Raw genomic sequence first — 15,767 nt, forward strand, 5'->3', positions numbered from 1 at the left:
TTTAGAAAAAGAGGTATTGTCCATGGAATTTTCTGATCGTTTAAAAAATCTCCCTCCCCAATTTTTTGCAACATTAGTACAAAAAGTAGCGAAGGCCGTGGCAGAAGGTAGGGATGTTATCAATCTCGGACAAGGAAACCCTGACCAGCCGACACCTGACCATATTGTACAAGCGCTATCGTCAGCAGCACAAAGTCCGCTTTCTCATAAATATTCTCCCTTTAGAGGTATAAACGAGCTAAAGCAAGCGGCCGTAGATTTTTATTCTCGAGAGTATGACGTTAATATAGATCCTAATAAAGAGGTAGCCGTACTTTTTGGTACTAAAATAGGTTTAGTAGAGCTACCTTTAGCTATGATGAATGAGAAGGAATTAATGCTCCTTCCTGACCCTGGTTATCCAGATTATCTCTCTGGAGTAGGACTAGCAAATGTGCAATTTGATACTATGCCACTGTTAGAAGAAAATGCGTTTCTACCCGATTACAAGCAGCTTACCCCGGACCAAAAAGAGGCAGCGAGACTAATGTATTTGAATTATCCTAATAATCCTACGGGAGCCTCTGCTACTTTAGAGTTTTTCCAAGAAACTGTTGAGTTAGCAAAGGAAAATGATATAGCCATTGTCCATGATTTTGCTTACGGAGGCATCGGCTTTGATGGGAAAAAACCTATTAGTTTCTTACAAGCAAAAGGTGCTAAAGAAGTCGGAATTGAAATGTATACGCTATCCAAAACCTATAATATGGCAGGCTGGCGCGTAGGGTTTGCCGTAGGTAATTCTAAAATGATTGAGGCTATCAATATTATACAAGACCATCTTTTTGTCAGCCTCTTTCCTGCTATTCAATCTGCAGCAGCAGAAGCACTAAATGGGTCTCAGGAATGTGTGGAAGAATTAGTGGCACTCTATGAAAAAAGAAGAAATACTTTCATAGAGGCTTGTCGCAAAATTGGTTGGAATGTGAAAGCTCCTGAAGGCTCATTCTTTGCATGGCTTCCTGTACCAAATGGCTATACTAGTGAACAATTTGCTGACATACTTCTAGAAAAAGCAGATGTTGCTGTCGCTGCTGGCAATGGATTTGGTAAACACGGGGAAGGTTATGTACGCATCGGACTTTTAGTTGATGAGGATCGCCTGATTGAGGCTGTTGACCGTATAGAAAAGCTAGAACTTTTTTAAGAATTAGTTACTGTTATCATCTAAAAGATGTTTAAGTGAAGTTAAAAGACACTAATTTCTATGAAAATAATTGATAAATTGTCTTTATAACCGCATAAAAATTTTTATGACCGGATAGCGCGATTTTATGACCGGATAAAAATTTTTATGACCGGATAGCAACGTTTTATGACCGGATAATTTTTTTTATGACCGTTCAATAAAAAACAAGCTTAATCCTCTGGAGGTATCTTACATGAAAAAATTTATAGGACTATTTATACTTGGTATTTTAGTTTATTTTCTCATCACAATATTAATTAGTGTGTTTAAGTGAAATAGCCAACAAAATAAAAAAAGACTACAAAAGTAGTCTTTTTTTATGTCATATTCTATTGTTTATTTGAATTCTTTTATATGTTAACCTACTACACTTTCTATTCCTCTATTGTCCTGGGGAACTTGCTCCCTTGCTCAATCGGATAAAACTGAATTGCACCAGTCTCTTCATCATGTTTCCGATGGAATTCCATCCCTTTTACTTCGGCTAAGACTAGGTCAACCGTAATTACAGGATTCTCACCTTTGATGAAGTGACCTCCAAAAACAGCACCATATTGATCACACATTGATCCGTGAAAATGTGTGGCATATTTTCCTTCTTGCTGACATATAACTCCTGTACCATGTAAAAATTCTATAGGTCCTTCTTTTACGATCATTTCATTATAGGCTACACCTATTTTCGAGGAATCAGCTGGAATTAAATAGACAAAGCCACATTTTTGAAAGCTTCCAAAGCAGCTAACGACAGTGGCAGAAGTAATTTGATTGGCTTCACATATTGCTTCTATCCCTTCTATCAAATCTGTTCCATATTTTAATCTAGCACCAACTATTCTCTCAAAATCACCTACTGCAAAATTTGCTCTTATTGTCATGTCGATTCCTCCAATTGCATAATTATTTATTATCTTATAATTTTAATCTTTTCTAAAAAATTTTACTATTAAAAAATAGCTCTTGACTTTGTTAGTTTAGTATAGTAAATTTTCATTTATAGAATAAACGAAAAACTTAATAGCTTATTATCTCTTATCAAGAGTAGCTGAGGGACTGGCCCGTTGAAGCTCGGCAACCATCTATACCAAAAGTATAGAAAGGTGCTAAATCCTGCAAAACATTTTTGTTTTGGAAGATAAGAGAGGACAATGCATTTTTGTGTGCCTCTCTTTCTTTTTGAAAGAGAGGCTTTTATATTTATTCGAATTCTTTAATAATTATTAAGGAGGAATTTTAATGAAAAAGGTTGGTTTAGTATTATCAGGAGTTCTATTAACGGGGTTGCTTGCGGCTTGTGGTGATGAATCTAAAGGTGACAAAGCCTTAGATGAAAATAAATTAGTCATAGGTGTAACTGCTGGTCCTCACGAACAAATAGCTGAGGTTGCAGCAGAAGTTGCAGCAAAAGATGGACTAGAAATAGAAATTAAAGCTTTTTCTGATTACATACTTCCAAACACAGCACTTTCTGAAGGTAACCTAGACGCAAATAGCTATCAACATGAGCCTTTTCTTGATGCTTTCAACGAAGACCATGGTACTGAGCTAGTACCAGTTGGTAAAACTATTTTAAACCCAATGGGTATTTACTCTGAAAAATTTAAATCGTTCGAAGATTTACCAGAAGGTGCCACATTTGGATTACCAAACGACCCAACTAACGGTTCACGCGCATTATATATACTAGAGGAAAATGGCTTTATTAAAATTAAAGAAGATAAAAAAGAAAATGCTTCTATTTATGATATCGAAGAAAACCCTAAGAATATTGAATTTATCGAATTAGAGGCTGCTCAAATACCGAAACAGCTTAGCGAGGTAGATGCTGCAGCAATCAATACAAATTTTGCTTTGGCTGCTGGCATTAACCCGAAGGAAGACTCAATTCTTTTAGAGTCATCTAACTCTCCATATGTGAACTATATCGTTGTACGCGCGGAAAACGAAGATGATCCAACCGTTCAAAAGTTTGTAAAAGCTTATCAATCAGAGGAAGTCAGAACATTTATCGAAGAAGAGTTTCAAGGTTCTGTGTTAGCAAGCTGGGATGAGTAGAAATAACAAAAACGTTGCCGCAACCGGTAACGTTTTCTTTAGAAAGGAAGATTTAACATGATAGTTTTAGAGAATATTACAAAGGAATTCATCAGCAAAAGCAACACAGTAAAGGCTGTCAGTAACGTAAGTCTTCATGTAAGAAAAGGTGAAATTCACGGAGTTATCGGCTATAGCGGAGCAGGGAAAAGCACACTTATCAGATGTGTTAACCTGCTCGAAAAGCCAACAAAAGGCAAAGTATACATTAATGGCGAAGAAATAACCCCCCTTCCCCTTCCTCAACTTCGAAAAGTCAGAAACAAAATAGGCATGATTTTTCAAGGATTTAACCTTTTAAAAACTGCCACTGTTTACGACAATATCGCTATACCTTTAAAGCTGCTTGGCTACGACAAGAACGAAGTTAAAAAAAGAGTGGAAAAATATTTAGAAATAGTAGGCTTAACCGATAAGCATAAAAGCTATCCAAACCAGCTTTCTGGCGGCCAAAAGCAACGTGTAGCTATTGCAAGAGCTCTCTCCCAGGAACCAGAAGTATTATTAAGTGATGAAGCAACAAGTGCTCTGGATCCAGAAACGACTGACTCAATATTAGAGCTCTTATTAAAGATCAATAAGGAGTTAGGTATAACTATTCTTTTAATAACTCATGAAATGAATGTTATTCAAAAGATTTGTGATCATGTGTATGTGATGGAAAACGGAGAAGTTGTAGAAGAGAACACAGCTATTAATCTTTTCACGAAGCCTAGTCATCCGACAACTAAAAAGTTCTTAAACACAATTAGTCAACGTAACTTATCCCCTTCCCTTATTTCTCAGCTCCATGTGACGGGTGCAGTCACTCGCTTGACTTTCGTTGGGGAAAGTACTGGAAAACCATTATTAGCAGAGGTTAGTCAGAAGTTTGATGTACAACCAAATATCTTAACGGCCAATATTATTGAATTGAAAAACGGAATTGTCGGTAATATCGTGATTCATTTAGTAGGAGAAAAAAATCAAGTACAATCAGCTATTCGCTTCTTAGAAGAACAAGGAGTTGGAACTGAGAGCTTGGAGGTGCACTCATGAGTAGATTCGAACAATTCACTAATCAATGGTTGCCAATCATCGGAGAATCTGTAATTGAAACATTTCAGATGGTAGGCATATCTTTATTCTTTTCCATAATCATTGGTATCCCACTTGGAATACTTATCGTTCTAACTAGACCAGGTCAAGCGTTACAAAATGCGGTTATATACCAAGTTAGTAACCTTCTGATTAATATAATTCGTTCTATTCCATTTATTATTCTACTATTTTTTATCCTTCCTTTTACTAAATTTATTGTTGGAACTACGATCGGTGTTAAGGGTGTTATCGTTCCATTAGTAATTTATACTGCTCCATATATTGCACGATTGATGGAATCCGCACTTTTAGAGGTACAGAATGGTGTCATTGAAGCTTATACAGCGATGGGAATTAAAACTCCTTCTATCATTTGGCATGTGCTACTGCGTGAGGCACGTCCTTCAATTATTTTAGGCTTAACTATTTCGACAGTAGGTTTAATCGGAGCTACGGCAATGGCAGGTATGGTCGGTGCAGGTGGTCTTGGTGACCTAGCATATCGTTTTGGGCATTTACGATATGAAGAGGATATCATGTATGCCACGGTGCTTATATTGATCATTCTAGTTCAAGGTATTCAGTCTATCGGTAACAGATTAGCTGCAAGGATAAAAAAAGATTAAACGGAGGCATTTCTAATGACAAACCAATTGCACATAGAACGTAATGGGCCTATTGCTACACTTGTATTTAATAGAGCTGAAAAGAAAAACTCATTTTCTCTCGCTATGTTTAAACAGCTGGGTCAAATCTTAGAAAAGTTAGAAAAGGATACTTCTATTAAATTGCTTATTTTAAAAGGAGTGGATGAAACCTCCTTTTCTTCTGGAGCAGATATAACCGAGTTTTTAGAAAATCGTTTTTCTGCTGAGAAAGCGAAGGCTTATAATGACTTAACGCTTGAATCGGTTGAAAAACTATACCGCTTTCCTAAGCCGACTATCGCACTTATTAAAACATTAGCTATTGGTGGTGGTTTAGAGCTAGCTAACTCTTGTGACTTTAGATTTGCTTCGGCTGGAAGTAAGCTTGGTATCACTGCAGCAAATATAGGAATTATATATAATCTAACAAGCACTAAGCGATTGGTAAATTTGATTGGTCCTTCTAAAGCTAAAGAGTTACTTTACACAGCTAAGCTTATTTCTGCTGAAGAAGGACAGGAAATTGGTTTAATTGATTATGTTTTTCCAATGGAAGAAGTGGAAGAGGAATGCTTGATTTTTGCTAACAAAATTGTGAGCAAATCCTCCACTGCAAACAATGGAATCAAGCAAGTTATCCAGTCTATTTTAGATGGAGAAAATGAAGAAACGCTTGAGATAGAGCAGTTGATATTAGATTCCTTCAGCTCTAAGGATTATACAGAAGGTATTCAAGCATTTTTAGAAAAAAGAAAGCCCAATTTTACATAAGAGGTGTAGATCATGAGCAATGCTAAAAATAATGACTTACTATTAGGAAATATAGACAATCACACAAAATATCCAATTGACTTTAAGGAATTAGAACAGGAAGCGAGAGAAGCATTAGAACCTGGTCCCTTTGGTTATATCCGTTCATCGGCAGGTGGAGAAGAAACCTACAATAAAAATATAAGTAGCTTTTCCAAATACTCGATAGTTCCAAGATTCTTAACAGATGTCTCTTCTTTGAATACAGAAGTAACAATATTAGGTCATACATATCCGCACCCTCTTTTCATCGCTCCCGTCGGTGTAAATAAAATTGCCCATGAAGATGGAGAAATTGCTGTTGCGAAGGCGGCAGCAAAATTTAATTTTCCTTATATACAAAGTACTGTGTCGAGCTATTCTATTGAAGAGATTGCCGCAGCAACTCCAGGCAGCTCAAAGTGGTTTCAGCTTTACTGGTCCTCCAATAAAGAAATTGCTTTTAGTATGGCAAGAAGAGCGGAAGTTGCTGGCTACGAGGCAATCGTGTTAACAGTGGATACGGTTATGCTTGGATGGCGCGAGGAAGATATTCGCAATCAGTTCTCCCCTCTTAAACGCGGCTATGGTCAAGGTAATTACGCAACAGACCCTGTTTTTATGGCTGATTTAACGGAGCAATCTCAGGAAGCCATTGTGGATAGCATCCTAGAAAACATTTATCATCCTACATTAAACTGGAATGATATTACAGAGTTAAGGAATCACACATCCATTCCTATTTTGATTAAAGGTATACTTCACCCGGATGATGCCAAGCTGGCAATTGAAAAAGGAATTGATGGTATCATCGTATCCAATCACGGAGGTCGTCAGTTGGACGGTGTTATTGCAAGCATAGATGCTCTTTCAGGTATTGTGGAAGCTGTAAATGGAAGCATTCCAGTTCTATTTGATAGCGGAGTGAGAAGAGGATCTGATGCTGTTAAAGCACTTGCTCTTGGTGCAACTGCTGTTTGTATTGGGCGACCATTCGTATGGGGACTTGCTGCCGGTGGCCAGAAAGGTGTAGAAAGAGTATTAGAAAATTTCCTGCAGGAGACTAAGGTTTCAATCTCCTTGGCGGGTGTTCGCAATATGGAAGAACTTAGAAATATGCTGGTCATTAAAGGTTAAAGATAAGGTGGTTTATCATGATAGCACAAGCTTTGACAGGTATGAAAATAGTTGATCTTTCTCAGGTCCTCGCGGGTCCCTATTGCTCTATGGTTCTAGCAGATATGGGAGCTGAAGTTATAAAAGTTGAGAAATACCCAAATGGGGATGATACTCGCCAAATGGGACCTTATGTTAAAGAAGAAAGTTATATGTATATGATGGTGAATCGAAACAAGAGAGGTATATGCCTTAATCTAAAAAAAGAGGAAGGCATTCAGATATTGAAGGAATTAGTCAAGGATGCGGATGTTATTATTGAGAATTACAGACCGGGTGTAACTAACAAGCTTGGAATAGACTATGAAACTTTAAAAGCTATTAATCCATCGCTAATATATTGTTCTATTTCTGGATATGGACAGACCGGACCCTATAAAAACAAGGGCGGCTATGATATTATGGCGCAAGGTCTCTCTGGAATAATGGATATGACTGGAGAACGTGAAGGTAAGCCTGTAAAAGTCGGCATTGCTATACATGATATAGCAGCAGCACAAACAGCCATACAGTCAATTCTCTCTGCTTATATTTATCGGTTAAAATCAGGAGTTGGTCAATACATAGACGTATCCTTAGTAGACGCAGGTCTCGCTTGGACGGTTTGGGAGGCAGCTGCATATTTTGGTAAAGGCGAGATTCCTAAGAGAAATAGTACAGCTCATCGTGTCTCTTCTCCCTACCAAGGGTTTCAAACTAAGGATGGTTCTATTTTAATTGGTGCTGGCAATCAAAAACTTTGGGAAAAGTTTTGTTTATATGTAATAAATAAACCAGAGTGGATTAATGACAAACGATTCCTAACCAATTCTATACGAACACAAAATGTAAACCAACTTGAGTTGGAAATTGAAACTGTCCTTCAAGAGAAATGCTCATCCGAATGGCTATCATTGCTTGATGAACATGGAATTCCATGCAGCCCAATATATTCATACGACCAAGCGCTTGAAGATGAGCATATTCTTTCTCGAGATATGGTGTTAAATTACGAGCATCCGATAGCTGGCCCTATGAAAACACTTGGCTTCCCAGCCAAATTTTCTGAAACCCCAGGGCAGCTGCGTTCCCCTGCCCCCCTGCTTGGCCAACATAATCAGGAGGTATTAGATGAGATTGGATTTTCGGAAGAAAAAATACGTGAACTTGTATCAAAAGGTGTATTAAATAATTGATAATGATATGTAATAGCCCAGTTCAGCTAGAACGGGGCTTTTTTAATGGAAAGATACGAAAGTGTTAAAGAAATGAAATCAGGTTCATTTAATTCTAGAGCCTTATCATTCAAGGTTAAATGAATATTTGGGATAGCTAGAGCGCTGCCTATTCGCTATACTCATATAATTTCAAGACAGATGTAAGATCTAGGTTTTCTTAGTTTAAATTTTTGACATCAGTCTTTTTGCGATTGCTTGGAATTCTTCTGGTCCGATACCAGGAGCAAATTCCTCCGGAAGCGATTCTAATTCAGGAATTTTATAGCCCTTAGGACTGCCTTCTTTCACGAACAACCGGTCTCCACTTGTTGGATTTTGTCCCTTCCAAATTTTATCGATGTCCTTGTAATCGCCAACATTATTCCATGTGAATAGAACATTTCCGTATCCAAGATCCTCGTATTTGCGAGCGTGATCAAACGCACGATTATCCAAGTTAGGGATTGGTAGCATTTTGGTCACATCTACACCTGTCGCCATTTCAAGAGCTTTTGCGTACGCAATAATATGTGTTCCTCCACGTACTAATAAGTATCCAATCATTTCTCTAGCAGTTGGGTGTTCAGTCATTTCATATACTCTCATTTTATGAGTTCTAGCTCCACATTCCAAAAAGAAATTATGCAAAAGATCTAGTACTAGGTTGCCACTCGAGAATACGTAATCTCCTCTCCATGGATTACCCATAGAATCTCCAGCTAAAGAGGTTTGAGCATTGGCAATAAAAGCATAAGTGTTTCGCATATTCTTGGCATCTTGAAGTGGTGCTAAATCTGGATCTCCACTAAAGCTAGTTCCTTTATATAACAGATTAATCGTATTAGATACGAGCTCTACATGACCAAATTCCTCTGCAGTGATACTAGCAACCAAATCATAGAATGGTTTTAGCTTAGTTTTTCCACGAAAGTTAAAGGATTGATACATATAGTTGTTGAGAGTAGACATCTCACCAAATTTCCCTCCTAATAGTTCTTGAACTACTGAAGCGGCATTTGCGTCACCATATTCTAAATTAGGTAATTCAATTAACAACTTATCTACTCTATTAAACAATTAACCATCCTTTCATTCAGATATGTTCGGAGTAATCCACACTATAGCTTGAATACGTACGTAAAAAGGAACTCCACCTACACTCACTACAATATGATCCGGAGCTACCATCGTCAGTTTACCTTGAAGAATATTTTTAGTTGTTTGTACTGCTATGTTTGTACCCATTAAACTTTGTGCCGCTTGGAAAACGTGTCCTTCAAATGGACTTACATACTCTACGCTTACCGTTTCATCCAACTTTCATCATCCCTTCTTTGCATTCATACTAGTTTATGAGAAGATGTAGTATATGGACACATTACTCAAAAAGTTAAAAGAAGGTAGAGAAAATGATTAAAAGACTTTTAATAACTGGGTATAAAGCCCATGAATTAGGTATATTCAATGACAACCATCCTGGTGTGCCTATCATAAAAAAAGCAGTTGAGAATCAGATGCGCGCACTTCTCGACGAGGGTCTTGAATGGGTAATAACAAGTGGACAGCTTGGTGTAGAAACTTGGTCTGCAGAATTGGTAGTGGAGTTAAAAAAGGAATTTCCACATTTAAAATATTCTATTATTACTCCCTTTTTAGAACAGGAAAAAAATTGGAATGATCAAAAGAAGGAAAATTATCAAAGACTTATATCACTAGCTGATTTTCATACTAGTGTGACAAAGAAGCCTTATGAGGCTCCATGGCAATTTATCGAAAAGAATAAATTTCTCATAAGAAATACAGATGCTATGTTAATCATTTATGATGAGGAGAATGAAGGGTCACCAAAATTCATAAAAAAACTAGCGCAAAATTATGCAGAAAAAAATAACTACCCTATAATTAGTATTGACGCATATGACTTACAAGTAATTGCTGATGAAGAAAGGAACGATTATATATGATAAAAAAGAAACTTATACAAAAAATCACCGATGCTACAGGTGTAACCCTTGAGCTAACTAAAGAAGAACAAGATTACGCTTTAGCGAAAGAACTTTTGTCAGAATCTACAAGTATATCCTTGATAGAAAACGACAACCTATTTAATAGCGCAATCATTGAACGGTTTGACAAAGAAACAGAAGAATTAGTTTCAAAAGAATCTAGCGCATTTTTAAAAACGCCAATAACTCATTTTAAAGAAAAAGTAAACGAATTCATGTACTTAGAGACTGCTCACTTCGACGTGATTAGTGTAGATGCTATTGCCTTTGAATATGATGAAGTATTTGATGTGTATACAGCTATGTTTGGTCTTGCCATACAAAAAAAATATGGTGAAGCATTAAAAGCTTACTTGAACAATCACTTCGATGGAAAAGCAATGAATTACAGCGTCATGTTCTCTAACGGCGATGGTCTTTGGGAAGTAAACCTTCCTTTAAATTATATTGACGGTTTTAACGATAACTATACTATAGAAGAAACATACCATTTTTTGTATCGCTTCCTCTTTTCTTTAGGTACATCAATCGAAAACTAAATTGCCCTAGCACAATCGTGAATTTCCCTAAAAAATTCACGATTGTTTTATTTCAAATGTGTTACAGGTGCCTGGCACCTGTAACACATTTTAGCTATAAGTATCTATACATATTTTTGGTTGTTCTGTTCACACTAATTGAGATGTTTTAATACATCTTTATGGAGGAGGAGAATAGATTGGATAACACATACAGTCAAAATCACAGTGAAACGATGAACGGGCAAACAGTTGTACCTCATTTTAATCATGGCGCTCACGAGCTAATGGATGTACATGAGGTATTGTCAGCAGCAATTGGTGCATTAAACTTGAAAACCATTCTTCGTCCTCATGTGAAGGATCAGGAATTACTGAATATCCTGGATCGCCAATATTCATTCGCTTTGGATGAGTATAATATGTTAGTGGAATGCTTTAAAACCGGAAAAGATCCTTCACACCGCACGTCATCTTATAAGATGGCAACGGAAAATGATTTCACTTATGGTTTAAAGCCGTCTTCACAGCCTAAGAAACCTATGCAAAGCATTTCTGAAATTAATGATGAAATGATTTCAGGTTATTTGCTAGGGTCTGCTAAAGCTGGTGCCGCTGGAAAAGTACCTGCTGCGTTAGAGTCTACCAACCCAGTTGTACGAAGAGTACTTCAAGACTCAATCCCGAACTGTATTGAGATGGCGTATGAGCTTTCCATTTATCAAAACAAGCATGGTTATTATCAAGTACCACGCTTCGATGATCAAACAATGGAACAGATCTTCAACAACTACGGTACTGCAGAAGGTCCAATGTACAAAATGCAATAATTCGAAGCAGCATCCTGGCGCTTTCTGTTCAACTTTGGAGCAGAAAGCGCCATATTTTTTTGTAAAAGCTAAGAATAATCTGCAACTTTGTATACATTTTTATAAGTAGAAACTCATATAGATTTCTACAAAATTCACTTAAGGACAAGTATTTTTTCTTTCCTTCGTATTTTCCAGTATAATAAAACAAAGTCCTATAAAGAAAAGGTGAAGACATGCGAGTTGCAATTTTTGACTTTGACGGAACTTTATACGAAGAAGAAACGTTCAAGCTGTTAATGAACCATTTAAAGGAACACCCAACTTATCATCCCCAATATAAACGATTCTATCGATCGATCGTACCTCCTTATATTGCAAATAAGCTTAAGCTTTATCCAACTACAAATATGAAGAAGCGGTCCATGCAACTATATTTGGAAGCTTTTGAAGGTAGATCAAGAGATGAGATGTATCAGTATTTTGATGAATTAAAGGAACAAATGCAAAAAAACTTCAATAAAAAAGTACTGGAAAAGCTAAATGCTCACCAACAAGAAAATGTACATATTTATCTAGTATCGGGTGCATATACTCAATTTTTAGAGCGAGTAACCGAAGGGATTTCATTCAAACAAATAATAGGCACTGAAATAATCTATAAAGAGAATTCAGTATATACGAAATCACCGCTAGAACATGTGAATGGCGCTATGAAGACTCAGAAACTTTTGGAACAGTTAGAAGGCCAAGAAATAGACTGGGAAAACAGCTATGCATACGGTGATAGCTATTCGGATTTACCTGTTCTTGAATTAGTCGGAAATCCAATTGCAGTTAAACCAGAAGAAAAGCTTCGAAATCTTGCCCAAGAACGCGGTTGGGAAATAATTAGATAGATTTAGAATGTCTTAAAAAACCTTTAATAAATCTTTGCTACTCTTACTATTTTTGTGGCTAGCGCAGTGCTAAATAAATGCATAAACTTCCTTTACCCAAGCTATCCATTTGGATGGCTGGATAGCTTTTTTTAATTCCGTCCGATTATCAAATAAATACTGCAAAAAGACCTGCTGTGAACAAGATCGTTCAACAGACAGGTCATTTTAACTTTACATTCTCATATTAATACCCTTCACCTGCAGGTAATCCTTAATCTCTGAAATAGTATAATCTCCGTAATGAATCATTGAAGCTACTAGTGCCGCGTCCGCTTTTCCTGCAGCAAACACTTCTTCTATATGCTCTAATTTACCCGCACCACCAGAAGCAATAATTGGTACATTTACTTTTTCCGAGAGTAACTTGATCAGCTCCACATCATAACCATTTTTCATGCCATCCTTATGAATACTTGTGCAAATAATCTCACCAGCTCCAAGATCGGTTGCTTGTTGCGCCCACTCCACTACATCCATTCCCGTTTTCTCGTGTCCAGAATGTGTATATACTTCCCATCTCACAATTTCCTTATCGTCATTATAAATTGGCATGGCATCAAGTCCCAACACTACACATTGTTTACCAAATATATCCGCTGCTTCTCTTAAAAGCTCTGGTCTTTGTACGGCAGCTGAGTTGACCCCTACCTTATCAGCGCCAGCGCGAAGAAGCCTCTTGAAATCATCTATTGTTCTAACACCGCCTATTACAGAAAAAGGTATATACACCTGCTCTGCAACTCGACGTATCCAATCTATTTTCAAATCTTGGTTTTTTAATGAAGCGGTGGTATCTAAATAGATTAACTCATCCGCGCCGTCTTCTGAATATTTCTTCCCTAGCTCTGCTGGATCACCAATTATTGTAGGGTTTCTAAATTGTACATACTTTACCGCTTTGTCACCTAAAACATCTATTGCAGGAACAATTCTTTTTCTAAGCATGCTGTCTAACTCCTTGCTTGCAGTAATTGTCTAGTAATTGAATGCCATACTTACCGCTTTTTTCTGGATGAAACTGTACACCCATCACTTGCTTATTTCCTATTGCACACGCAAAGTCGGGTCCATAATTAGTCACACCTATGACGTGTTGCTCCATCCTAGGCTCTGCGTAATACGAATGAACAAAATAGAAATCTGTGCTTTCTGGAATATCCTGAAACAAGAAATGATTTTGAACATCCTTCACTTGATTCCATCCCATATGAGGAACCTTTTCAGCCTCTTCACCAAACAATGGAACTGTTCCGGGTAGAAATCCTAAACATGGTACATCTCCCTCTTCACTAGTTTCTAAAAGAAGTTGCATTCCTAAGCAAATTCCCAAAAGCGGTGTCCCCTTGGCAACCTCTGTTCGTAAATAATCACTTAAGCCTGTCTCATTTAAAACATTCATAGCTACCTTTGCATTTCCTACCCCTGGCAGAATTAGCTTATCTATTAGATCGTCATGGTCACTAGGTTTAGTAATAAGCTTAATCTGATAACCAAGCTGAGTAATTGCCTTTACTACACTATGTAAATTTCCTGCTCCATAATCTATAATACCAATCATGCTGTTACTACCCCCAGTTCTAGTATTACTTTATTATGCCATCAGTTGACAGAAAATAAAAGAAAAACTTTAGTATGCTAATATGATAACACGATGAAATGTAGTACAAAAAAATCGAGAGACCCATCCCAAGGTCTCTCACATGATTATCTAACAACTGCTTTATTCGTTACATAGTCATTCACTCTTTTTGCTACCTCTTGACCTTCTTTAATTGCCCAAACGATTAAACTTTGGCCCTTTCTCGCATCACCTGCTGCAAATACACCTTCTACATTTGTAGTATAATCTTTAGCTGAAGCAGCAATCCTTTTGTTCAAAACCTTTACTCCAAATTGTTCAGTTAAAGAAGTCTCTGGTCCTTCAAATCCTATTGCTACAAAAACAAATTGCGCAGGCCAAATCTTTTCCGAACCTGGAACTTCTTTAAAGAAATAAAATCCGTCCTCACCAAGGATTTTTTCCATTTGGATTGTATGAAGCTCCTTTAGCCTACCATCCTTGTCTTTAATCATTTTTTTCGTTTGAATTAAATATTCTCTAGGGTCTTTTCCATATTTTGCATTAGCTTCCTCGTACGCATATTCCAGTTTAAAAATATTCGGATCTGTAGGCCATTGGTTATCCTCTGCACGGGATGCTGGAAGCTGTGGATGTTTTCCAAACTGAACTACACTACGACAGTTTTGACGGATAGCTGTAGCTACACAGTCTGCACCTGTATCTCCTCCACCAATTACAATAACATCCTTCCCCTTCGTGTTAATAAATTGACCGTCAGCGAAATTTGAATCTAACAAGCTCTTTGTTGTAGAAGTTAAATAGTCCATTGCTAAATAAACTCCCTCTGCATTACTACCCTCCATATGAAGTGCACGTTGTTTTTGTGCCCCGATGCAAAGGATAACTGCATCATATTGAAGTTTTAGCTCCTCAGCAGTAATATCCCTTCCAACCTCTGTATTTAAAATGAAATCAATACCTTCCTGCTGAAGCAGGTGGACTCTTCTTTCTACTATTTCTTTTTCTAGTTTCATATTCGGAATACCATACATCAACAGCCCGCCTGCACGGTCCGCACGTTCATAAACCGTAACAGAGTGGCCTACTTGGTTTAAATTGTCTGCACTAGCTAAACCAGCAGGACCAGAACCAATAACGGCTATTTTTTTTCCAGTTCTAATCGTAGGAATTCTTGGAGTAATCCACCCATTTTCAAATCCTTTGTCTATGATCGTTCTTTCGATATTCTTAATAGAAACTGCAGGATCTGTTATAGCTAATGTGCATGAGCCCTCACAAGGTGCCGGGCATACTCGACCTGTAAACTCTGGGAAATTATTTGTCATCATTAATCGATTTAATGCTTCCTGCCATTTCCCTCGGTAAACTAAATCGTTCCATTCTGGTATTAAGTTATTTATTGGACAGCCCGTAGTTGCACCTCTGATCTCGATTCCCATATGGCAAAATGGAGTACCACAATCCATACAACGTGCTCCTTGCTTGCGAAGAGACTCATCAGAAAGTTTATAAGCGTATTCCCCCCAGTTTTTTATACGTTTTAGAGGTGCGACTTCCTTTCCTTTTTCTCGTTGATATTCCATAAAACCAGTTGGTTTACCCATATAAAAATTCCTCCTTTCCTTAGTACCGCACTGTTTGCCTTCTCCACTCGATAATTAGACATCTTTAGATGTCACAGTGAGCATTGTAAAACTATTA

Annotated in this window: 17 protein-coding genes and 1 riboswitch; of the genes, 11 read left to right on the forward strand and 6 right to left on the reverse strand. The window is 37.4% G+C overall.

Annotated features, from left to right (window positions below; translation table 11 throughout):
* Window positions 1–22: 22 nt before the first annotated feature.
* Window positions 23–1,186, forward strand: a complete 1,164-nt coding sequence (locus tag D0S48_RS03260; RefSeq protein ID WP_151110070.1) for a pyridoxal phosphate-dependent aminotransferase — start codon at window positions 23–25, stop codon at window positions 1,184–1,186.
* A gap of 416 nt (window positions 1,187–1,602) precedes the next feature.
* Here D0S48_RS03260 and D0S48_RS03265 read toward each other — a convergent pair whose 3' ends face one another.
* Window positions 1,603–2,106 (reverse strand): PPC domain-containing DNA-binding protein, encoded by a 504-nt coding sequence (locus D0S48_RS03265; protein ID WP_151110072.1) that lies wholly within the window; start codon window positions 2,104–2,106, stop codon window positions 1,603–1,605.
* Window positions 2,107–2,257: 151 nt separating this feature from the next.
* A riboswitch (SAM riboswitch) is annotated at window positions 2,258–2,370 on the forward strand.
* 94 nt (window positions 2,371–2,464) lie between these two features.
* Between D0S48_RS03265 and D0S48_RS03270 the strand changes: the two genes are divergently transcribed.
* The 6 genes from D0S48_RS03270 to D0S48_RS03295 are packed head-to-tail and all read left to right on the forward strand — an operon-like array spanning window position 2,465 to window position 8,189.
* Window positions 2,465–3,283 carry a MetQ/NlpA family ABC transporter substrate-binding protein gene (locus D0S48_RS03270; protein WP_151110074.1) on the forward strand — a complete coding sequence of 273 codons (819 nt, stop codon included), beginning with the start codon at window positions 2,465–2,467 and terminating at the stop codon, window positions 3,281–3,283.
* 57 nt (window positions 3,284–3,340) lie between these two features.
* Window positions 3,341–4,360 (forward strand): methionine ABC transporter ATP-binding protein, encoded by a 1,020-nt coding sequence (locus D0S48_RS03275; RefSeq protein WP_144536749.1) that lies wholly within the window; start codon window positions 3,341–3,343, stop codon window positions 4,358–4,360.
* On the forward strand, window positions 4,357–5,028 hold the full coding sequence (locus D0S48_RS03280; RefSeq protein WP_144536751.1) for a methionine ABC transporter permease: 672 nt from the start codon (window positions 4,357–4,359) through the stop codon (window positions 5,026–5,028). Before D0S48_RS03275 ends, D0S48_RS03280 begins: the two co-directional genes overlap by 4 nt.
* A gap of 15 nt (window positions 5,029–5,043) precedes the next feature.
* On the forward strand, window positions 5,044–5,820 hold the full coding sequence (locus tag D0S48_RS03285; RefSeq protein WP_151110076.1) for an enoyl-CoA hydratase/isomerase family protein: 777 nt from the start codon (window positions 5,044–5,046) through the stop codon (window positions 5,818–5,820).
* A gap of 12 nt (window positions 5,821–5,832) precedes the next feature.
* Entirely contained in the window at window positions 5,833–6,975 is a 1,143-nt protein-coding gene (locus tag D0S48_RS03290) for an alpha-hydroxy-acid oxidizing protein (protein WP_151110078.1), read from the forward strand.
* A 17-nt stretch (window positions 6,976–6,992) separates the two neighbouring features.
* Window positions 6,993–8,189: a CaiB/BaiF CoA transferase family protein gene (locus D0S48_RS03295; RefSeq protein WP_225321678.1), complete on the forward strand. Its 1,197-nt coding sequence runs from the start codon at window positions 6,993–6,995 to the stop codon at window positions 8,187–8,189.
* Window positions 8,190–8,393: 204 nt separating this feature from the next.
* On the opposite strand, the gene D0S48_RS03300 is transcribed toward D0S48_RS03295, so the two are convergent.
* Entirely contained in the window at window positions 8,394–9,287 is an 894-nt protein-coding gene (locus tag D0S48_RS03300) for a manganese catalase family protein (protein WP_144536757.1), read from the reverse strand.
* Between the two features lie 12 nt (window positions 9,288–9,299).
* Window positions 9,300–9,527 (reverse strand): DUF2642 domain-containing protein, encoded by a 228-nt coding sequence (locus D0S48_RS03305; RefSeq protein ID WP_151110080.1) that lies wholly within the window; start codon window positions 9,525–9,527, stop codon window positions 9,300–9,302.
* 92 nt (window positions 9,528–9,619) lie between these two features.
* On the opposite strand from D0S48_RS03305, the gene D0S48_RS03310 reads away from it, so the two are divergent.
* The 4 genes from D0S48_RS03310 (at window position 9,620) to D0S48_RS03325 (ending at window position 12,442) form a co-directional block, all read left to right on the forward strand.
* Window positions 9,620–10,174, forward strand: a complete 555-nt coding sequence (locus D0S48_RS03310; protein WP_151110082.1) for an SLOG family protein — start codon at window positions 9,620–9,622, stop codon at window positions 10,172–10,174.
* Entirely contained in the window at window positions 10,171–10,755 is a 585-nt protein-coding gene (locus D0S48_RS03315) for a branched-chain amino acid aminotransferase (RefSeq protein ID WP_151110084.1), read from the forward strand. Before D0S48_RS03310 ends, D0S48_RS03315 begins: the two co-directional genes overlap by 4 nt.
* Before the next feature lie 179 nt (window positions 10,756–10,934).
* Window positions 10,935–11,564: a spore coat protein gene (locus D0S48_RS03320; RefSeq protein ID WP_370455722.1), complete on the forward strand. Its 630-nt coding sequence runs from the start codon at window positions 10,935–10,937 to the stop codon at window positions 11,562–11,564.
* 215 nt (window positions 11,565–11,779) lie between these two features.
* Complete coding sequence (locus D0S48_RS03325; RefSeq protein ID WP_151110086.1) at window positions 11,780–12,442, forward strand: HAD family hydrolase; 663 nt, start codon at window positions 11,780–11,782, stop codon at window positions 12,440–12,442.
* A gap of 213 nt (window positions 12,443–12,655) precedes the next feature.
* On the opposite strand, the gene hisF is transcribed toward D0S48_RS03325, so the two are convergent.
* The 3 genes from hisF to gltD all read right to left on the reverse strand — a co-directional run bounded on the left by hisF (window position 12,656) and on the right by gltD (window position 15,670).
* A complete protein-coding gene (hisF, locus tag D0S48_RS03330; RefSeq protein WP_144536769.1) occupies window positions 12,656–13,429 on the reverse strand; it encodes an imidazole glycerol phosphate synthase subunit HisF in 774 nt (257 codons plus the stop codon).
* Entirely contained in the window at window positions 13,422–14,042 is a 621-nt protein-coding gene (gene hisH, locus D0S48_RS03335) for an imidazole glycerol phosphate synthase subunit HisH (protein WP_151110088.1), read from the reverse strand. The genes hisF and hisH overlap by 8 nt, the downstream gene beginning before the upstream one ends.
* A 146-nt stretch (window positions 14,043–14,188) precedes the next feature.
* Complete coding sequence (gltD, locus tag D0S48_RS03340; RefSeq protein ID WP_151110090.1) at window positions 14,189–15,670, reverse strand: glutamate synthase small subunit; 1,482 nt, start codon at window positions 15,668–15,670, stop codon at window positions 14,189–14,191.
* Window positions 15,671–15,767: the final 97 nt, after the last annotated feature.

The organism is Psychrobacillus sp. AK 1817, from assembly GCF_008807035.1.
Lineage (GTDB): Bacteria > Bacillota > Bacilli > Bacillales_A > Planococcaceae > Psychrobacillus > Psychrobacillus faecigallinarum.

Excerpts from the sequence above, each read along its gene's own strand:
- D0S48_RS03315 (WP_151110084.1), top strand. The coding sequence starts at position 10,171 with ATGATAAAAAAGAAACTTATACAAAAAATCACCGATGCTACAGGTGTA.
- D0S48_RS03265 (WP_151110072.1), bottom strand. The coding sequence starts at position 2,106 with ATGACAATAAGAGCAAATTTTGCAGTAGGTGATTTTGAGAGAATAGTT.
- D0S48_RS03290 (WP_151110078.1), top strand. The coding sequence starts at position 5,833 with ATGAGCAATGCTAAAAATAATGACTTACTATTAGGAAATATAGACAAT.
- D0S48_RS03275 (WP_144536749.1), top strand. The coding sequence starts at position 3,341 with ATGATAGTTTTAGAGAATATTACAAAGGAATTCATCAGCAAAAGCAAC.
- D0S48_RS03280 (WP_144536751.1), top strand. The coding sequence starts at position 4,357 with ATGAGTAGATTCGAACAATTCACTAATCAATGGTTGCCAATCATCGGA.
- D0S48_RS03285 (WP_151110076.1), top strand. The coding sequence starts at position 5,044 with ATGACAAACCAATTGCACATAGAACGTAATGGGCCTATTGCTACACTT.
- hisF (WP_144536769.1), bottom strand. The coding sequence starts at position 13,429 with ATGCTTAGAAAAAGAATTGTTCCTGCAATAGATGTTTTAGGTGACAAA.
- D0S48_RS03260 (WP_151110070.1), top strand. The coding sequence starts at position 23 with ATGGAATTTTCTGATCGTTTAAAAAATCTCCCTCCCCAATTTTTTGCA.
- D0S48_RS03310 (WP_151110082.1), top strand. The coding sequence starts at position 9,620 with ATGATTAAAAGACTTTTAATAACTGGGTATAAAGCCCATGAATTAGGT.
- gltD (WP_151110090.1), bottom strand. The coding sequence starts at position 15,670 with ATGGGTAAACCAACTGGTTTTATGGAATATCAACGAGAAAAAGGAAAG.
- D0S48_RS03295 (WP_225321678.1), top strand. The coding sequence starts at position 6,993 with ATGATAGCACAAGCTTTGACAGGTATGAAAATAGTTGATCTTTCTCAG.
- D0S48_RS03270 (WP_151110074.1), top strand. The coding sequence starts at position 2,465 with ATGAAAAAGGTTGGTTTAGTATTATCAGGAGTTCTATTAACGGGGTTG.
- hisH (WP_151110088.1), bottom strand. The coding sequence starts at position 14,042 with ATGATTGGTATTATAGATTATGGAGCAGGAAATTTACATAGTGTAGTA.
- D0S48_RS03325 (WP_151110086.1), top strand. The coding sequence starts at position 11,780 with ATGCGAGTTGCAATTTTTGACTTTGACGGAACTTTATACGAAGAAGAA.